The sequence below is a fragment of the Sphingomonas sp. Leaf28 genome, from assembly GCF_001421685.1.
Taxonomy (GTDB): Bacteria; Pseudomonadota; Alphaproteobacteria; order Sphingomonadales; family Sphingomonadaceae; genus Sphingomonas; species Sphingomonas aurantiaca.
The window spans coordinates 225610-243692 of the sequence record NZ_LMKX01000001.1; the positions used below are offsets into that span (position 1 = coordinate 225610).

Below are 18083 nucleotides of genomic sequence, written 5' to 3' on the forward strand. Positions count from 1 at the left end.
CTTGACCAAGCCGATCCTGTCCGAGCCGGCGACGCTGACCGGCGAGGAGGAGAGCCTGTCCGCGATCGTCAGCCGTCTGGCGAGCGAAACGCGCAGCCTCGCGACTGCCGAAGTGGCAGTCTACAAGGCGAAGTTCGGTGAGACGGCGGGCGCGTACAAGTCGGCGGCGATGTTCTTCGCCGTCGCCGGCGTGTTGGCGCTGGCCGCGCTGATCGCACTGCTGGTCGGTGCGATCTTGACGCTGGCAACCGTGATGGGGCCTGGATGGTCGACCGCGATCGTCGTCGTGGCGGTGCTGGCTTTGGCCGGCATCCTCGCGATGATCGGCAAGTCGAAGCTTCAGACCAAGAGCGAGCCCGTATCATGACATCCGCCAAAGTCGCCGCCGCAGAGATCGAGTCCGCCCTTGCCCGCCAGCGCGTCATGATGACGCTCGGGCAGTTGCAGGATCGGCTCAATCCCCGGAAGCTCGCGCTCAACGCCAGCCGCGATGTCGCCGATGTCGGCACCGCCGCCCTGACCGCGGGTGTCGAGACAGTGCGGCGAAATCCCGGCCCGACCGCGGGCTTTGCCGCGGTCGCCGGGCTGTTCCTCGCCCGTCACCGGATCGTCGGCCTGTTTCGCCGCGGCCGCTGAAAGCCTTGAAACCATGAAGTCCCGGCTCGCGTTTAAAGACGAGCAGCTTGCCATTAGAAGGACCGTCCCATGACCGACGCAAAGACCACCATTCACGACACCGAAAACCGCGTCCGCGAAGGTCTCGACACCGTACGCGAGACCGCGTCGAAGGTGTATCACGACGCTGGCGACAAGGCCTCCGAGGTCCTCGAAGTCTCGCGCGAGAAGACCAAGCGCGTCGTCAACAATCTCGAATCGAACCCCCTCGGCATCCTCGTCGGCGGCCTCGCCGTCGGCGCGATCGCCGGTGCGCTCATCCCGCGCTCGGCGCGTGAGAAGGAATTGCTCGCACCCGTCGGCAAGCGTCTGAGCGAGACCGTCGTCGCTGCGACCGCCGCTGCCAAGGCTGCGGGCCAGTCCGAACTGGGCGAACTCGGGCTCACCAAGGACAATGCGCGCGGCCAGGCACGCGGGTTGCTCGACGGCATCGTCAAGGCACTGACCACCGCGGGTACCGCAGGTGCGAAGGCCGTTTCGCAGAAGCCGGCTGTCTAAAAGACACCGGCAAAGGGTTCAAAGCGCGGGTCGAACACGCTAGGGCACCTGCAACCTCCCTCCCAAGGACAAGCAGCGCATGAGCAAGCTCCACCTCGTATTCGGCGGCCGCGTCAGCGACCCGCGCACCCTGGATTTCAACGATCTGAACCGGATCGAATTCGTCGGCGTCTTCCCCGACTATGCGACCGCCGAAAAGGCCTGGCGTGCTGCAGCGCAGCGCACGGTGGACGATGCCGAGATGAAGTTCGTGGTCGTGCCGCTGCAGCGCATGCTCGAGCCAACGCTGCCCGGCCAGACTGCCGCGTAAAACCCGAATCGTGCGATCGACGCACGCGTGACCACCCCTCCCCCCGTCATCCTGACGAAAGTCAGGACCCAGAGCCAAGAGCGGCATCGCCTGTAATCCTGGGTCCTGACGTTCGTCAGGATGACGAGCGTATCGGGGCAAACGGCGCCCGCGCCTGAACGCTCAGGCCTGCCGGTACCGCCAAAGCAGTAGCGGCCGAGCCAAAACCAGCCCCGCCAGGAACCCGCCAATATGCGCGCCGATCGCGATCGGCCCGTTGGCGCCAACCGACGAACCAAACCCGGCCAGCCCCATCAGCAACTGGATCCCGATCCAGGCGGCCGCAAGCCAGACGACATGCACGACGCCAGCCGGCACCGGCCCGATCGCCTTGGCGCGGCGCTCGCCATAGAGCAGCGCATAAGCGCCAACGACTGCCGAGATCGCACCGCTGGCGCCGATCATCGGCGAAACGGATTCGGGCCCAAACGCCCAGTGCCCCGCCGCCGCCGCATACGCGCCCAGAACATACAGCACGACCAACCCGACCGTCCCCAGCGCGCGCTCGACGAACTGCCCGCAATAGACCAGCATCACGAGGTTCAGCGCGATGTGGGCCCAGCCGCCATGGATCAACGTCGCGGTCAGCGGCGTCGCCCAGGCGGGGATCACGAACATATGATCGCTCGGAATACCGACCTCGGTCATCCGCAACGGGATAAACCCTGCGTTCACCGCCCAGTACGGGAGCGACCCGCTCAGTACTAGAAATCCCGAGACGATGACCGTCACGATCGTGATGATCGCCGTCGCCCGCGTCTCGAAAAAACGCATGGGGTTCAGATGAACTCGATCTTGGAGACGACGTAGTAGCGCTCGCCGGCGGGCACCGTGACCTCGACCTCTTCGTCGAGCTTGCGCCCGATCAGCCCGCGGCCCAGCGGCGAGTTGTACGAGATGCGGCCGGTCTTGGCGTTCGCCTCGGTCTGGCCGACGATCTGATATTTGATCGGCTTGTCGTTCTCGTCGAGCAACGTCACCGTCGCACCGAACACGACCTTGTCGCCCGACAGGTCCTTCGGATCGATGATCTGCGCGCGCGAGAGCTTGTCCTCGATGTCGGAGATCGATGCCTCGACCTGGCCCTGGCGCTCCTTCGCGGCGTGATATTCCGCGTTCTCGCTCAGATCGCCATGCGCGCGCGCCTCTTCGATCGCGTCGACGATCGTCGGACGTTCGGCCTTCAGGCGCTTGAGATCCGCGGTCAGCGTCTCATAGCCTTCCTGAAGCATCGGCATCTTTTCGACGGTCGCCATTATCTCGTCCCCAAATCCATTTCCCCGCGCGGGGCCCTGTACCAGCCCCGCCCACACATCACGCTCATGTCGGGATCAGTTGTGCGACTGCGAATAATAGGATTGCAAGGGCCGTACTTCAAGGCTGTGCGTCGAAAGCTTGGCGATCGCCTTGGCCGCCTCGAGCGAAGCGGGCGCGGTCGTGAAGTACGGAATGCGCTGCCCGAGCGCCGACGCACGGATCGGCTGCGAGTCCTTCAGGCTCTGCCACCCTTCCGTCGTGTTGAAGATCAGCGCGATATCGCCGTCCTTGATGCGGTCGACGATATGCGGCCGGCCTTGCGCGACCTTGTTGACCTTCTCCACCGGAAGACCCGCGCGCGCGAGGTGATCGGCAGTGCCGCCGGTCGCGACGATCGCAAAGCCGGTATCGACCAAGGCCTTCACCGCCTCGACGATCATCGCCTTGTCGCCGTCCTTGACGCTGACGAAGACGTTACCCTTGGTCGGCAGGATCGTCCCCGCCCCGAGCTGTGCCTTGGCGAACGCGATCGTGAAATCGGGATCGATTCCCATGACTTCGCCGGTGGACTTCATTTCGGGTGACAGGACCGGATCGACGCCGGGGAACTTGTTGAAGGGGAACACCGCCTCCTTCACCGCATAATAGTCGATATGCCGGTCGATCTTGGGAAGGTCCTTCAGCTGCTCGCCCGCCATCACGCGCGCGGCGATCTTGGCGATCGGCGCACCGATCGCCTTGGCGACGAACGGCACGGTGCGCGACGCGCGCGGGTTCACCTCGATGAGGTAGACCAGCCCGTCCTTCACCGCGAACTGGATGTTCATCAGGCCGACGACCGACAGCGCATGCGCAAGCGCCACCGTCTGCCGTTCGATCTCGGCGATGATCTCCGCGGACAGCGAATAAGGCGGGATCGAGCAGGCGCTATCGCCCGAATGGACCCCCGCCTCCTCGATATGCTGCAACACGCCCGCGACGACGACGTCGGTCCCGTCGCAGATCGCATCGACATCGACCTCGATCGCATCGCGCAGATACTGGTCGATCAGCACCGGCGAGTCGCCCGACACCTGCACCGCGGTCGCGATATAATGTTCGAGCTGCCCCAGCGTATCGACGATCTCCATCGCCCGCCCGCCGAGCACATAGCTCGGCCGCATCAGCACCGGATAGCCGATCCGCTCGGCCGCCGCGACCGCCTCGTCACGGCTGCGCGCAAGCCCATTGGCAGGCTGGCGCAGCCCGAGCTTGGTGATCAGCGCCGCGAACCGCTCGCGGTCCTCCGCCAGATCGATCGCATCCGGCGTCGTCCCCAGGATCGGGATCCCGGCGGCTTCCAAGGCGCGCGCGAGGTTCAGCGGGGTCTGCCCGCCAAACTGCACGATCACGCCCACCAGCGTCCCGTTCTGCTGCTCGACATGCAGGATCTCCAGCACGTCCTCGGCGGTCAACGGCTCGAAATACAGCCGGTCGCTGGTGTCGTAATCGGTCGACACGGTCTCCGGGTTGCAGTTGACCATGATCGTCTCATAGCCCGCATCGGCGAGCGCGAAGCACGCATGGCAGCAGCAATAATCGAACTCGATCCCCTGCCCGATCCGGTTCGGCCCGCCGCCGAGGATCACGATCTTCTTGCGATCGGTCGGCTCGGACTCGTTCTCGGGCTCACCGAAGCTCGGCGCCTCGTAGGTCGAGTACATATACGGCGTCTTGGCATCGAACTCGGCCGCGCACGTATCGATCCGCTTGAACACCGGCCGCACGCCCAGCTTCACGCGGTGCGCGCGCACCTCCTCTTCGGTCACGCCACCGGTCATCGCCTTGACGACCTCGTGGATCAGCCCCGAGCTGCGCGCGATCCCGCGGTTCATGCCGCGCAGATTGACCGATTGCAGCGCCAGCCACGCAAGCCGCTTGTCGCTGAACCCCATGCTCTTCAGACGGCGCATCCCCGTCGCGTCGATCGGCAGCCCGTCCTTCATCACCTCAGCCTCGGCCGCGATGATCTCGGCGATCCGCTCCAGGAACCACGGATCATACTTCGCGATCGCATGCACCTCGGCGACGGTGAAGCCTTCGCGCAACGCCTGCGCCGCGACCAGCAGCCGGTCGGGCGTCGCAAGCGCGAGCGCCGCCTCGATCTCCGCGCGCGGCGCGCCGACCAGATGATCGACCTGGTTGAAACCGCTCAGCCCCGTCTCGAGCCCGCGCAACGCCTTCTGCATCGATTCATGGATGTTGCGACCGATCGCCATCACCTCGCCGACCGACTTCATCGCGGTGCCCAGCGTGCTCGACGCGCCCTTGAACTTCTCGAACGCGAACCGCGGAATCTTGGTGACGACGTAATCGATCGTCGGCTCGAAGCTCGCGGGAGTCGCGCCGGTAATATCGTTCTCGATCTCGTCGAGCGTGTAGCCGACCGCGAGCTTGGCCGCGACCTTGGCGATCGGGAAGCCCGTCGCCTTCGACGCGAGCGCGGACGAGCGCGACACGCGCGGGTTCATCTCGATGACGATCAGCCGGCCGTCCTTCGGATTCACTGCGAACTGTACGTTCGAACCGCCTGTTTCGACACCGATCTCGCGCAACACCGCGATCGATGCGTTGCGCATGATCTGGTATTCCTTGTCGGTCAGCGTCAGCGCCGGCGCGACCGTGATCGAGTCGCCGGTATGGACGCCCATCGGATCGACATTCTCGATCGAGCAGATGATGATCGCGTTGTCGTTGCGATCGCGCACCACCTCCATCTCATACTCTTTCCAGCCGAGCAGCGATTCCTCGATCAGCACCTCGGTGGTCGGCGACAAATCGAGCCCGTTGCGGACGATCGCGATGAACTCCTCGCGGTTATACGCGATCCCGCCGCCAGAGCCGCCCATCGTGAAGCTCGGCCGGATGATCGAGGGAAGCCCCGTCTTCTCAAGGCCTTCGAGTGCTTCCTCGACAGTATGTGCGATCACCGAGCGCGCGCTCTCGAGGCCGATCCGGTCCATCGCGTCGCGGAACTTCAGCCGATCCTCCGCCATGTCGATCGCATCGGCATCCGCACCGATCATCGTCACGCCGAACTTCTCCAGCGTGCCGTCATGGAACAGCGCGAGCGCGGTGTTCAGCGCGGTCTGCCCGCCCATCGTCGGCAGGATCGCCCAGGAACCACCATGCTCGGCGATCTCCTTCTCGATGATCTTGGCGACGACCGCGGGGGTGATCGGCTCGACATAGGTCGCGTCGGCCAGCTCGGGATCGGTCATGATCGTGGCGGGGTTCGAATTGACGAGGACGATACGATAGCCCTCCTCCTTCAACGCCTTGATCGCCTGCGTGCCCGAATAATCGAACTCGCACGCCTGGCCGATGACGATGGGTCCTGCGCCGATGACGAGGATCGATGAGATGTCGGTGCGTTTTGGCATTATTGGCTCACGTAATGAGAGTATCGGTCACCGGACACCCACCAGCTATCGTAGTTCAGGTGGTTCGCGGCGGCAAAATTACACAACGCCTTCAAGCGCATGGCAGCTAATTTACGAAACGACTGTACTCGATCCCGAATTACCAGATTCGTCCCGACCTCTAAGGTATCAACCCTGACGGCTTTGCCATGTGCACGAAGGTACGTAGCCAGCGGCTCCGTTTGTTCTCGGTTACCCCGTAACTCATGCTCAACGATCACAGACTTCGACCTGAGGATGGTGTCATCTGGCAGTTCAGCGACCTTGCTCATTACCGGATTCACCATCATCGTCTCGCATTCCGAGGCTGATTGGTTCGAACTCGCGTCAAAGAAATCTCGGAAGGTACACGTAACAACCATAAGCGCCCCCGCGAGAGGCATTAAGCACCCCAGAAAACGCGGGAGGTGACCTTTCTCATACATTCCTACTGCCCAGCGACCCCACGAACCGCTCGAACAGATACAGGCTATCCTGCGGCCCCGGGCTCGCTTCCGGATGATACTGCACCGAGAAGGCCGGCTTGTCGGTCAGCTCCAGCCCCGCATTCGACCCGTCGAACAGCGACACATGCGTCTCGCGGACGTTGGCCGGCAGGCTGTCGCGCTCGACCGCGAAGCCATGGTTCATGCTGGTGATCTCGACTGCACCGTCGGAGAGCCGCTTGACCGGATGGTTGGCGCCGCGGTGGCCTTGGAACATCTTGGTCGTGGTCGCGCCGACCGCGAGGCCGAGCAGCTGGTGGCCGAGGCAGATGCCGAACAGCGGCTTGCCCGTCTCCAGCAACTGGCGGATGACCGGCACCGCGTATTCGCCGGTCGCGGCGGGATCGCCGGGGCCGTTCGACAGGAAGATGCCGTCGGGGGCGAGCGCCATCACCTGCTCGAAGCTCGCGGTGGCGGGCACGACGGACACCTTCGCGCCGGCCGCGACGAGGTTGCGGAAGATGTTGCGCTTCGAGCCGTAATCGATCGCGACGACATGGGGGCGGGCCTTCTGCTCCCCTYCCGCAAGCGGGAGGGGAGCAGGTTCGCCGCCCTCCGCCTGCGAAGCCCCATAGCCGAACCCAAGCCGCCACGTGCCGCCAGGCGCATCCTCGCCCCAGCCATAATGCATCTCGGTCGAGACGTCCTTGGCGAGGTCCATGCCCTCCAGCCCCGGCCAGCCCTGCGCCATCGCCAGCAGCGCGGCCACGTCGAACTCGCCGTTCGCCGAATGCGCGATCACCCCATTGGGCGCCCCCACCACGCGGATCCGCCGCGTCAGCGCGCGCGTGTCGATCCCCGACAGGCCGATCCGCGCATGCCGCTTCATCCAGCCATCGAGCCCCTCGACTGCGCGGAAGCTCGATGGCTCGGTCACGTCCTCGCGGACGATGATGCCGAGCGCGTGCGGGTCGTCCGCCTCGATATCGTCGGGGTTCGCACCGACGTTGCCGATATGCGGGAAGGTGAAGCAGATCATCTGCCCGGCGAAGGACGGATCGGTCAGCACCTCCTGATAGCCGGTCATCGCGGTGTGGAAGCACACTTCGCCGACCGCCTGGCCCTCAGCGCCGAACCCGCGACCCCAGATCACGTCGCCATTGGCGAGGACGAGCACGCCGGTGGCGCCGGCAGGCTTTGCCGAAGACATGGGTGTAGGCTGGGCGTCGGCCATCAGGCTGGGCACTCTCTTTACGTTGACGATGTCGCTAAGTGGTGTCCGCTAAGGCCGGCGTGCCGCAGCGTCAATCTGTTAAACGGGCGGCGGACGCGCTATCCCGTCGCGCTATCCCGAACCGCCTGAAAGACCAGTACATGATTCGCGACGACATCAAGGCTGCGCAGCTGACCGCCATGAAGGCCGGCGACAAGCAGAGCCGCAACGCTATCTCGTTGATCCAGGCCGCGATCAAGAACCGCGACATCGAAGCGCGCACCGGCAAGGCCCCCGAGAGCGACGACGCGCTGGTGGTCGAGGTGCTCCAGAAGATGGTCAAGCAGCGCCGCGAGTCGATCGAGATGTTTTCGAACGGCGGCCGGCAGGAACTCGCCGACGCGGAGTCGGCCGAGGTCGCCGTGATCGAACGCTTCCTGCCTGCGCAGCTGAACGAGGCGGAAACGACCGCGGCGATCCTCAAGATCAAGGACGAACTCGGCGCGACCGGCATGAAGGACATGGGCCGCGTGATGGCCGAACTGAAGGCCCGCCACGCGAGCGAGCTCGACATGAGCAAGGCGAGCGGGCTGGTAAAGGCGGCGCTAAACTAACTACTCCCCTCCCGCCTGCGGGAGGGGTCGGGGGAGGGCAGCGCCACAAAGGAGACGGAGCATTGGAACAACGCACCCGCATCCGAGCCCTCCGCGCCACCCCCACCCGCGCCGAAAGCGCGCTATGGCAACATCTCGCCGCGCGCCGAACGGCGGGCACGAGGTTCAATCGCCAGGTCCCGATCGGCCCGTTCATCTGTGATTTCGTCTCACGCGCTACAAAGCTCGTGATCGAGGTCGATGGCGGGCAGCATGACTGGCAATCCGACGACGATGCGCGAAGGACGCGCTTCATCGAAAACCAAGGCTACCGAGTGATCCGGTTCTGGAACAACGACGTGCTGGAGCGGCTGGAAGGCGTGGTGGCCGAGATCGCGCGCGTCCTTGCGGAACGCCCCTCCCCTAACCCCTCCCGCAAGCGGAAGGGGGACACCGTCGCAGCCGAGGCGAGCGCAACTCTTCTCCTCCCCTCCCGCTCGCGGGAGGGGTCGGGGGAGGGCATCGCCGCAAACACCCCCACCAAAGCCACCCCATGGCCCTGACCCCACAATTCCTCGACGAACTCCGCGGCCGCACCTCCTTGTCCGCGCTGGTCGGCAAGACCACCAAGCTCACCAAGGCGGGTCGCGAGCACAAGGGCTGCTGCCCGTTCCACAACGAGAAGACGCCCAGCTTCTACGTCAACGACGACAAGGGCTTCTACCACTGCTTCGGCTGCTCCGCCCATGGCGACGCGATCAAGTGGATGACCGACCAGCGCGGCCTGCCGTTCATGGATGCCGTCAAGGAACTCGCCCAGGCCGCCGGGATGGACATGCCCGCGATGGACCGCCAGTCCGCCGCGAAAGCCGAACGCGCCAAGGGCCTGCACGAGGTCATGGCCGACGCCGCCGACTGGTTCACCGAGCAACTCCACGGCCTCCCCGGCTCGGACGCCCGCGCGCTGCTCGACCGCCGCGGGATCACGCCCGAGACCGCCCGCGCGTTCGGCATGGGGTTCGCCCCCGACAGCCGCGGCAAGCTGAAAGCCGCGCTGAAAACCTACGGCGACCAGCTGCTCGTCGAATCCGGCATGCTCATCAGCGTCGAAGGCAAGGACCCGTACGACCGGTTCCGCGGCCGCCTGATGATCCCGATCCGCGACCCCCGCGGCCGGACGATCGCGTTCGGCGGCCGCGTGCTCGACGGCGGCGAGCCGAAGTATTTGAACTCCCCGGATACCCCGCTCTTCGACAAGGGTCGCACGCTCTACAATCTCGATCGCGCCGCCCCCGCCTCGCGCAAATCGGGCCGCGTCCTCGTGGTCGAAGGCTATATGGACGTCATCGCCCTCGCCCAGGCCGGGTTCGGCGAAGCGGTCGCCCCGCTCGGCACTGCGCTCACCGAGGCACAGCTTGAACGCCTGTGGCGGATGGTCGACGTCCCCCTCCTCTGCTTTGACGGCGATGGCGCCGGCCAGAAGGCCGCGCTGAGAGCCGCCCACCGCGCGCTCCCGCTGCTTGCCCCCGGCCGCAGCCTCGCCTTCGTCACGCTCCCGCAAGGCCAAGATCCCGACGATCTCGTCCGCTCGGGCGGCCCCGGCGCGTTCGAGGCGCTGCTCAAGACCCCCGAACCGCTCGTCGAGCGCCTCTGGGCCTCCGAAGTCGCCGCCGAGGCACTCGACACCCCCGAACAGCGCGCCGGCCTCAAGCGCCGCCTGCACGAGCTTGCCGAGGGCATCGCCGACGCATCGGTGAAGCAGGAATACCAGTCCGAGTTCAAGGACCGCTTCTACAAGCACTTCAAACCCGTCCGCGCGCCCTTCGTCCCCCGCGGAGAACGCCCCAAAGGCGGCTGGAAGCCCCCCGCCGCCGCCGTCACCGAGGACGCAAAAGCGTTTCTCGCGACCGGAATCGACCGCGTGCTGGCCAAGGCCGTCCTCGCCGGTCTGATCCGCCATCCCGTTGAGATCGCGCGGCACATGGAGGTGCTCGGCCCCCTGCAACTCATCGACGGTGCGCTCGGCCGGTTGTTCGAAGCGGTCGTGGATGTTGCACTTGAGGACCAGAAGCTTGATAGCGGGCGACTTCTCACCATATTGGCGAGGTCCGGTTTCAATTCAGTCGCGAGTGACCTGTTGAGAGCCGATACGATGCCCTACTCGTTCACGCAGACCACGGCCGATCCAGCCCGCGTCCGCGCCGACCTAGACGAGGCGATCGCGATCATGGTCGCACGCCCGGAAGTCGACGCGGCGCTGAAACAGGCGACCGCGGCGATGCAGACGCACTTCACCGAAGATGCGTTCGAACGACAAGTGGCTATGGTAAGAGAGAAACAGGCGTTGGAAGTCCGACTTGCAAATCTTGTACAGTCGAACGAAGACGCCCGAGCGTTGGGTACCGAGGGCGATTGATGGCTAAGGCGAACATGGCGGAACCCGCCGAGACGAACGAAACCGGCGATGCGCCGCTGATCGACATGAACGATGCGTCGATCAAGAAGGTCATCGCGCGCGCCAAGAAGCGCGGCTACATCACCTATGAGCAGCTCAACGAAGCGCTGCCGCAGGGCGAGATGTCGTCCGACCAGATCGAGGACATCAGCGCCGCGCTGAGCGAGATGGGCATCAACATCGTCGAGAACGACGAAGCCGGCGAAGACGGCGAGACCGAACCCGCCAAGGACGACGAGGACGAGGCGGAGAGCACCGACGCGGATGCCGATACCGGCCCCGCGATCGAGAAGAAGAAGGAGACCGTCGATCGCACCGACGATCCGGTCCGCATGTACCTGCGCGAAATGGGCGCGGTCGAACTGCTCAGCCGCGAGGGCGAGATCGCCATCGCCAAGCGGATCGAGGCGGGTCGCGACACCATGATCCTCGGCCTGTGCGAATCGCCGATCACCTTCAACGCGATCATCGACTGGTCGACCGCGCTCAACGAGGGCACGATGCAGCTGCGCGAGATCATGGATCTTGACGCGATGCTCTCGAAGGACCCCGCGCCCGAGGCGATGGCCGAGGACGGCGAAGCCGACGACGGCGAGATCAGCGAAAAGAACGCCGGCCCCTCGTTCAAGGAAGAGGCCGAGCCCGAAGAGCCGTCCGCCGACGAGGACGAGGACGGCGAGCGCCGCACGCCGCGTGCGTCGGACGACGAGGAGGAGGACAACACCCTCAGCCTCGCGCAGATGGAAGAGCAGCTGAAACCGATCGCGCTCGAGCGGTTCGCCAACATCACCGCGCTCTACAAGAAGTTCAGCAAGATCCAGCAGAGCCGCGTCGACGCGATGGGCATCGGCGGCGAGTTCTCCGCCGCCGACGAGCGCAAATACCAGAAGCTGCGCGAGGAACTCACGGCGGAGGTCGAGAGCGTCCAGTTCCACAACGCCAAGATCGAATATCTCGTCGATCAGCTCTATGCCTATAACCGTCGCCTGACCGCGCTGGGCGGCCAGATGCTGCGCCTCGCCGAGCGCCACAAGGTGCCGCGCAAGGACTTCCTCGATCGCTATATCGGGCACGAGATCGACGAGAACTGGCTGGCGACGGTCAACAAGGTCGACAAGAAGTGGACCGCGTTCGTCGCCAACGAGAGCGAGGCGGTCGAGCGCATCCGCGCCGAGATCGCCGACATCACGCAGCAGACCGGCATGGCGCTCACCGAGTTCCGCCGGATCGTCAACATGGTCCAGAAGGGCGAGCGCGAGGCGCGTATCGCCAAGAAGGAGATGGTCGAGGCGAACCTGCGTCTCGTGATCTCGATCGCCAAGAAATACACGAACCGCGGTCTTCAGTTCCTGGATCTCATCCAGGAGGGCAATATCGGGCTGATGAAGGCGGTCGACAAGTTCGAGTATCGCCGCGGCTACAAGTTCAGCACCTACGCCACCTGGTGGATCCGCCAGGCGATCACCCGCTCGATCGCCGACCAGGCCCGCACGATCCGCATCCCGGTCCACATGATCGAGACGATCAACAAGCTGGTCCGCACCAGCCGCCAGTTCCTCCACGAGCAGGGCCGCGAGCCGACCCCGGAGGAGATGGCCGAGCGCCTCTCCATGCCGCTCGAGAAGGTCCGCAAGGTGATGAAGATCGCCAAGGAGCCGATCAGCCTCGAAACGCCGATCGGCGACGAGGAGGATTCGCATCTCGGCGACTTCATCGAGGACAAGAACGCGATCATCCCGGTGGACGCCGCGATCCAGGCGAACCTCAAGGAAACCGTCACGCGCGTTCTGGCGAGCCTCACCCCGCGTGAAGAACGCGTGCTGCGCATGCGCTTCGGCATCGGCATGAACACCGATCACACGTTGGAAGAGGTCGGCCAGCAATTCTCGGTGACCCGCGAGCGCATCCGCCAGATCGAGGCGAAGGCGCTGCGCAAGCTGAAGCATCCGTCGCGCAGCCGGAAAATGCGGAGCTTCCTCGACCAGTAAGGGTTGCGGAATTTCTGATCGAACAAAAAGGGCCGCGGTGGAAACACCGCGGTCTTTTTTATAAGGGTAATATAACTGCTACCCCTCATTCTGGGCAATAAATAGCAATTACATCAGTCGTGTGGCGCTCAGCGCGCATTAACAGCTTTCGTATCACGGGCCAGATTTCGCCCATTCATGTTGCTGCATTCGCGGCGATACCGAATACGCTGAACCATCCATGATGGGCAAGATAATCTATAGCCTTTCCGCCAATGTCAATTACTGCATATGCTGATGATGCCAAGCCAACCGTTTTAGCAGCAACCCCATCAACACTGCGCTCCATTTTTACCAACGTGGTCGACCTAGTAGTCTTTAGCTTCTTATCCAACGTCAGTTCGACAACATCAGAGAAGAATTTGACTTTGCATACCGTGGACGCGTGAAGCCGCGCGTACTCTTTCTGGCGAAATAGCTCAACTTCATCTTTGCCCAGAACGAAATCCCGACGAATGCCGCCGTTAACCTCCATGAGCTTCTGCATATGAGGAGTGCCGACGTAATTCTCCCCGTAAAGTCCAAACAATATAGCGGCGATGTTGATCCGGTTGCCGATATCAATAGATGGCGCATTCCGACCTGTAAGAACGTAGTATCGATGAGCGAGTGTCTCGAAGCCGTAATGAATATTTACCATATTCCAGTGCAACCATAAATCACCGCTGTAACTTTGAACAAAGCTATAGAAGTCTTCTAATAGCTTCGTTTCAATTTCCAGAAACCTGCTCTCAATATCATCTTTCGTGATATGCATTTTTTCAGCCACGAGATGCGCCGCGAAGCTGACGGTTTGATCGTTTTCCCAATCTTTGACAACGATATTGGATATGCTGGGGGACAAACTTTCCCGATCGTCATATAGGCTTTGGCAGGCGTAGTGGACTACAAGGCAACGGCTACTATTCCGCCGAATTTAAGCCAAGGCGTCCCGCGACCGATTAAATGCGATCGCCATTATATACTTTCCGCCCTTGCCATCTTCATTTCCCTCTACAATCACGGATCATAGACCGTGCTTCAGGAGTAGCAAGAGACGGATAAGCCTTTAGTTTAGTGATCCTCCCCCGCCAGGGGGAGGTGGCGCCGAAGGCGCCGGAGGGGGAGGATACGGAACAGCGGTTCTCCCTTACCTCCCCCCTCCGTCTGGCAAATGCCAGCCACCTCCCCCTGGCGGGGGAGGATCGTTTGGATGCGACGTTCGTGAATGCCCCCCCGATCCTCCCCTGTAAGGGGACGTGGCGCGAAGCGACGGACGGCTGTCGCCCTCTCGGGAGCGGGTCACCCCTCCGTCAGCGCTCCGCGCTACCACCTCCCCTTGCAGGGGAGAAATTGCGGTCGAACCGGACCGATAATCCCTCTAAAGCCCCGCCATGCCCCGCCTGATCCTCTTCAACAAACCCTACGACGTCCTCAGCCAGTTCACCGACGCGGGCTCGCCGACGCCGCGCGCGACGCTGTCGCAGTTCGTCGATGTGCCCGGCGTCTATCCGGCGGGGCGGCTCGATCGGGACAGCGAGGGGCTGTTGCTGCTGACCGACGACGGTCGCCTCCAGGCGCGGATCGCGGATCCCAAGTTCAAGCTGGCCAAGACCTATCTCGTGCAGGTCGAGGGCGAGGCCGACGAGGCCGCGCTCGACCGGTTGCGGGAGGGCGTCGTGCTGAAGGACGGCCCCACCCGCCCCGCCGACGTCGAACGGATCGCCGCGCCCGATCTCTGGCCGCGCGTCCCGCCGATCCGCGTCCGCGCGAGCATCCCCGATTGCTGGCTGCGCATCACGATCCGCGAAGGCCGCAACCGCCAGGTCCGCCGCATGACCGCGGCGATCGGCCACCCGACGCTGCGGCTCGTCCGCTGGAGCATCGGCGAGTGGACGCTGGCCGATCTGGCACCCGGAACGTGGCGCGACGCCTGACGGGCGGTCGAGACGCGCTGACGGCGGCGTGCGAGCCGATTGGAGCGCGCACACCCCCCGGCTGCCCACCTTGGACTGGCAGCGTTGGCGATGGCGAGCATGACGCCGCCCTCCCCACACCCCGTCATCCTGACGAAAGTCAGGACCCAGGGTTCCAAGCGCTGCATCCTGTGGCTCTGGGTCCTGACTTTCGTCAGGATGACGAGAGAAGGGGGTGTTCACGCGAAGGCGCGAAGGCGCGAAGAGAAGTCGCCGGCCTGGCTCCCGCCCCTGCTGCCTCCTCTTCGCGCCTTAGCGCCTTCGCGTGAACCCACTCTAGGCTACGCCGCATCCACAAGGAACGATGAGTCCTCCCGAACGTGCGTGTTTCCCCGCGAAGGCGGGGACCCAGACTGGGCTCCCGCCTTCGCGGGAGAACAAGGGCGCGACCGTGATGGCGGTAGCCAGTGCTGACAGCTCCGATCGAGAGAACCGCCCTTCCGAACGGGAAGGCGCACAGACCACCGCCACGCCCCGAAACACGAATCGCTGTCCTACACCGCCCCTCGAGCGCACCGTCCCCGCATGCCGGCACCCGCCCCCTCGCCCACGATACCGCACGCTCAGTCCCGCGCCGCCCCCGCGGCGAAATGCTGCACGTGCGTCTATACTTCCTATACTTCACTCCGGCCGCACACCCGCCGGAACCGAATAAACCGCCGCAATCCAACGCCATGCGAGCAACGCCTCTCCCCCGCCCCGCGCGGAACGAAAAAGGGCGCGGGGACCATCGCCCCCGCGCCCTTTTCCAACCTCAACCCGGAAACCCGGGCCGCGCGATTACTCGGCGGCGGCAGTGCCCTTGGCGGGGCGCATGTCGCGACGCTCGGCGATACGCGCTGCCTTGCCGGTGCGGCCACGCAGGTAATACAGCTTGGCGCGACGCACGGCGCCCTTGCGGACGACTTCGATCGAATCGACGTTCGGCGAGTAGAGCGGGAAAACGCGCTCGACGCCCTCACCGAAGCTCATCTTCCGAACCGTGAAGTTCGAACCCATGCCCTTGTTCGAGCGCGCGATGCACACGCCCTCATAGTTCTGAATACGCGTGCGCTCGCCTTCGACGACCTTCACGCCGACCTTCAGCGTATCGCCGGGGCGGAAATCGGGGATCGTCTTGTTGGCCAGGAACTTCGCGATGTTCTCGGCTTCGATCGTCTGCAACAGGTTCATGTCTCGTCCTCGTGTCGCCGCGCGCCAGAGGGCGACTGGACCCGAACGCCCTCATGGCGCTCCCAAAGGTCCGGTCGCCGTGACCGTGTATCGATCTCCGCGCGGCGTTTGCGCCATGCAGCGATCTTCGCGTGATCCCCCGATCGCAGCACCTGCGGGATCGCGCGCCCTTCCCATATCTGAGGTCGGGTATAATGCGGATATTCGAGGAGCCCCGTTTCGAAGCTCTCGTCATCCCCACTAGAAGCCGCGCCCATTACGCCGGGGAGCAGCCGAATGCAAGCATCGAGCAGCACCAGCGCGCCCATCTCGCCCCCCGACAGGATATAGTCGCCGATCGACACCTCCTCGATGGCGCGCGCCTCGAACAGCCGCTCGTCGAACCCCTCGAACCGCCCGCACAGGATCGTGACCCCGGGGCCCCGTGCCAGCTCGCGCACGCGCTCCTGCGTCAGCGGCTTGCCCCGCGGCGTCATCGCCAGCACCGGCCGCCCATCGGCAACGCTGTCGATCGCCGCTGCGACCACGTCCGCGCGGAGCACCATCCCGGCGCCGCCCCCCGCCGGCGTGTCGTCCACCGACTTGTGCTTGTCGGTCGCGAAGTCGCGCAGCTGGACGGGCTGGCATGACCACCGCCCCTCCCCCAGCGCCCGCCCAGCAAGCGAAGTGCCCAGCGGCCCCGGGAACATCTCCGGGTACAAGGTCACGATCGTCGCCGCCCAGGGCAGCTCGCCCGCCGCGAGTCGCGCCAGACGCGCGTCCTCCTGCGCGGCGGCAAGGACCTGGGGGAAGACGTCCGCCGGAAATGCGCAGCCCTGCGCCTTCAGCCATTTCAGGCGTGCATAAAAGGCGTCGGCCGAGTCCTCGATATATTCCGCCTCCACCCCGCACCGCGCGACGCCAGGCTCGGCGACCTGCGCGACGTACCGGTGCGGCCCGTCCACGGTGTGCGACGCATAGGCGTGGAGATCGCCGTCCGACCAATCACAATAGCTCATGCCGCACGCCGCTATCACTCCCGCGCCCGGCTTGCGATAGCGATCGAGCGTTTCGCCGCCGGAACGGATTGGCCGCGCCGCGCTTATACCGGAATGGACGATTGCATCATCATCGGCGCCGGGCCCGCGGGCCTCACCGCGGCGATCTATCTCGCGCGGTTCCACCTCTCGATCCGGCTGTTCGACTGCGGCAGCAGCCGCGCCGCGCTGATCCCCTGCACGCACAACCACGGCGGCTATCCCGAGGGCATTCGCGGCACCGATCTGCTCGCCCGCATGCTCGCGCAGGCCGAAACCTATGGCGCAGTCCGCGAAGGCGTCCGCGTCGACGCGATCGAGGTGGAGGATGACGGCTTCACCGTCCGCCTGGGCAACCGCCGCGCGCGCGCGCGCAGTGTCCTGCTCGCGACCGGCGTGGTGAACAACCGCCCCGCCATGCCCAACGCAGTCCATGACGCCGCGCTCGAGGCCGGCCTGTTCCGCTATTGCCCGATCTGCGACGGCTATGAGGTGACGGACAAGCGCGTCGGCGTGATCGGCACCGGCGACCACGGCATGCGCGAGGCGCTGTTCCTGCGCGGCTACACCAAGGACGTCACGCTGATCGCGCCAGACGGCGAACACGATCTCGATCCGGCCTGCGAGGCGGCGCTCGACGACGCCGGGATCGTCCGCGTCGGCGGCCCCTGCGGCAACTATGCGATCGAAGGCGACCAGCTCGCGCTCGACACGGTCGAGGGGCGGATGTCGTTCGACAGCGTCTATCCGGCGCTAGGTTCGGTGATCCGCTCGGAACTCGCCGTCGCTGCCGGCGCACGCGCGACGGACGAAGGGTGTCTCGAGGTCGACGACCATCAGCGCACGTCGATCCCCGGCTTGTTCGCGGCGGGCGACGTCGTGAAGGGGCTCGACCAGATCAGCCACGCGATGGGCGAGGCCGGGGTGGCCGCGACGACGATCCGCAACATGCTGTCGGAGCAGCGCCCGATCCGGCGATAATGCAA

Annotated in this window: 17 protein-coding genes; 10 read left to right on the top strand and 7 right to left on the bottom strand. The window is 64.8% G+C overall.

Annotated features, from left to right (window positions below; all coding sequences use genetic code 11):
• The first annotated feature begins 1 nt into the window (after position 1).
• The 4 genes from ASE79_RS01060 (at position 2) to ASE79_RS01075 (ending at position 1483) form a co-directional block, all read left to right on the top strand.
• Entirely contained in the window at positions 2-367 is a 366-nt protein-coding gene (locus tag ASE79_RS01060; protein WP_056410971.1) for a phage holin family protein, read from the top strand.
• Entirely contained in the window at positions 364-636 is a 273-nt protein-coding gene (locus ASE79_RS01065; RefSeq protein ID WP_056410974.1) for a hypothetical protein, read from the top strand. The genes ASE79_RS01060 and ASE79_RS01065 overlap by 4 nt, the downstream gene beginning before the upstream one ends.
• Positions 637-705: 69 nt before the next feature.
• Positions 706-1173, top strand: a complete 468-nt coding sequence (locus ASE79_RS01070; RefSeq protein WP_056410977.1) for a hypothetical protein — start codon at positions 706-708, stop codon at positions 1171-1173.
• A 79-nt stretch (positions 1174-1252) separates the two neighbouring features.
• The gene (locus tag ASE79_RS01075) at positions 1253-1483 is read left to right on the top strand and encodes a DUF4170 domain-containing protein (protein ID WP_056410981.1); all 231 of its coding nucleotides are present in this window, start codon (positions 1253-1255) and stop codon (positions 1481-1483) included.
• A 162-nt stretch (positions 1484-1645) separates the two neighbouring features.
• Here ASE79_RS01075 and ASE79_RS01080 read toward each other — a convergent pair whose 3' ends face one another.
• The 4 genes from ASE79_RS01080 to carA form a co-directional block, all read right to left on the bottom strand.
• The gene (locus tag ASE79_RS01080) at positions 1646-2296 is read right to left on the bottom strand and encodes a rhomboid family intramembrane serine protease (protein WP_056410984.1); all 651 of its coding nucleotides are present in this window, start codon (positions 2294-2296) and stop codon (positions 1646-1648) included.
• A gap of 5 nt (positions 2297-2301) precedes the next feature.
• Positions 2302-2778 carry a transcription elongation factor GreA gene (gene greA, locus ASE79_RS01085; protein WP_055878474.1) on the bottom strand — a complete coding sequence of 159 codons (477 nt, stop codon included), beginning with the start codon at positions 2776-2778 and terminating at the stop codon, positions 2302-2304.
• 75 nt (positions 2779-2853) lie between these two features.
• Entirely contained in the window at positions 2854-6201 is a 3348-nt protein-coding gene (gene carB, locus ASE79_RS01090; RefSeq protein ID WP_056410988.1) for a carbamoyl-phosphate synthase large subunit, read from the bottom strand.
• A 456-nt stretch (positions 6202-6657) separates the two neighbouring features.
• Positions 6658-7899: a glutamine-hydrolyzing carbamoyl-phosphate synthase small subunit gene (gene carA, locus ASE79_RS01100; protein ID WP_056410994.1), complete on the bottom strand. Its 1242-nt coding sequence runs from the start codon at positions 7897-7899 to the stop codon at positions 6658-6660.
• 140 nt (positions 7900-8039) lie between these two features.
• On the opposite strand from carA, the gene ASE79_RS01105 reads away from it, so the two are divergent.
• The 4 genes from ASE79_RS01105 (at position 8040) to rpoD (ending at position 12914) form a co-directional block, all read left to right on the top strand.
• A complete protein-coding gene (locus ASE79_RS01105; RefSeq protein WP_056410996.1) occupies positions 8040-8492 on the top strand; it encodes a GatB/YqeY domain-containing protein in 453 nt (150 codons plus the stop codon).
• A 62-nt stretch (positions 8493-8554) separates the two neighbouring features.
• Positions 8555-9034 carry an endonuclease domain-containing protein gene (locus tag ASE79_RS01110; RefSeq protein WP_082444991.1) on the top strand — a complete coding sequence of 160 codons (480 nt, stop codon included), beginning with the start codon at positions 8555-8557 and terminating at the stop codon, positions 9032-9034.
• Positions 9025-10887, top strand: a complete 1863-nt coding sequence (dnaG, locus tag ASE79_RS01115) for a DNA primase (RefSeq protein ID WP_056410999.1) — start codon at positions 9025-9027, stop codon at positions 10885-10887. The genes ASE79_RS01110 and dnaG overlap by 10 nt, the downstream gene beginning before the upstream one ends.
• On the top strand, positions 10887-12914 hold the full coding sequence (rpoD, locus tag ASE79_RS01120) for an RNA polymerase sigma factor RpoD (RefSeq protein ID WP_056411003.1): 2028 nt from the start codon (positions 10887-10889) through the stop codon (positions 12912-12914). Before dnaG ends, rpoD begins: the two co-directional genes overlap by 1 nt.
• Positions 12915-13089: 175 nt before the next feature.
• Here the strand turns inward: rpoD and ASE79_RS01125 are convergent, their stop codons facing one another.
• Positions 13090-13722, bottom strand: a complete 633-nt coding sequence (locus ASE79_RS01125) for a hypothetical protein (RefSeq protein WP_156359479.1) — start codon at positions 13720-13722, stop codon at positions 13090-13092.
• A gap of 604 nt (positions 13723-14326) precedes the next feature.
• On the opposite strand from ASE79_RS01125, the gene ASE79_RS01130 reads away from it, so the two are divergent.
• The gene (locus tag ASE79_RS01130; RefSeq protein WP_056411010.1) at positions 14327-14869 is read left to right on the top strand and encodes a pseudouridine synthase; all 543 of its coding nucleotides are present in this window, start codon (positions 14327-14329) and stop codon (positions 14867-14869) included.
• A gap of 819 nt (positions 14870-15688) precedes the next feature.
• Here the strand turns inward: ASE79_RS01130 and rplS are convergent.
• Both rplS and trmD read right to left on the bottom strand, forming a co-directional pair.
• Complete coding sequence (gene rplS, locus ASE79_RS01135) at positions 15689-16081, bottom strand: 50S ribosomal protein L19 (RefSeq protein WP_031395442.1); 393 nt, start codon at positions 16079-16081, stop codon at positions 15689-15691.
• Complete coding sequence (gene trmD, locus ASE79_RS01140) at positions 16078-16809, bottom strand: tRNA (guanosine(37)-N1)-methyltransferase TrmD (protein ID WP_056413131.1); 732 nt, start codon at positions 16807-16809, stop codon at positions 16078-16080. Before trmD ends, rplS begins: the two co-directional genes overlap by 4 nt.
• Positions 16810-17172: 363 nt before the next feature.
• Here trmD and ASE79_RS01145 point away from each other — a divergent pair, with 363 nt between their 5' ends.
• Positions 17173-18078, top strand: a complete 906-nt coding sequence (locus ASE79_RS01145; RefSeq protein WP_056411012.1) for an NAD(P)/FAD-dependent oxidoreductase — start codon at positions 17173-17175, stop codon at positions 18076-18078.
• The last annotated feature ends 5 nt before the right edge of the window (positions 18079-18083 follow it).

Coding starts and splice junctions, on each gene's coding strand:
- ASE79_RS01080 (WP_056410984.1), bottom strand. CDS start 2,296: ATGCGTTTTTTCGAGACGCGGGCGACGGCGATCATCACGATCGTGACG.
- ASE79_RS01105 (WP_056410996.1), top strand. CDS start 8,040: ATGATTCGCGACGACATCAAGGCTGCGCAGCTGACCGCCATGAAGGCC.
- ASE79_RS01145 (WP_056411012.1), top strand. CDS start 17,173: ATGGACGATTGCATCATCATCGGCGCCGGGCCCGCGGGCCTCACCGCG.
- rpoD (WP_056411003.1), top strand. CDS start 10,887: ATGGCTAAGGCGAACATGGCGGAACCCGCCGAGACGAACGAAACCGGC.
- carB (WP_056410988.1), bottom strand. CDS start 6,201: ATGCCAAAACGCACCGACATCTCATCGATCCTCGTCATCGGCGCAGGA.
- rplS (WP_031395442.1), bottom strand. CDS start 16,081: ATGAACCTGTTGCAGACGATCGAAGCCGAGAACATCGCGAAGTTCCTG.
- ASE79_RS01130 (WP_056411010.1), top strand. CDS start 14,327: ATGCCCCGCCTGATCCTCTTCAACAAACCCTACGACGTCCTCAGCCAG.
- ASE79_RS01075 (WP_056410981.1), top strand. CDS start 1,253: ATGAGCAAGCTCCACCTCGTATTCGGCGGCCGCGTCAGCGACCCGCGC.
- ASE79_RS01065 (WP_056410974.1), top strand. CDS start 364: ATGACATCCGCCAAAGTCGCCGCCGCAGAGATCGAGTCCGCCCTTGCC.
- dnaG (WP_056410999.1), top strand. CDS start 9,025: ATGGCCCTGACCCCACAATTCCTCGACGAACTCCGCGGCCGCACCTCC.
- greA (WP_055878474.1), bottom strand. CDS start 2,778: ATGGCGACCGTCGAAAAGATGCCGATGCTTCAGGAAGGCTATGAGACG.
- ASE79_RS01070 (WP_056410977.1), top strand. CDS start 706: ATGACCGACGCAAAGACCACCATTCACGACACCGAAAACCGCGTCCGC.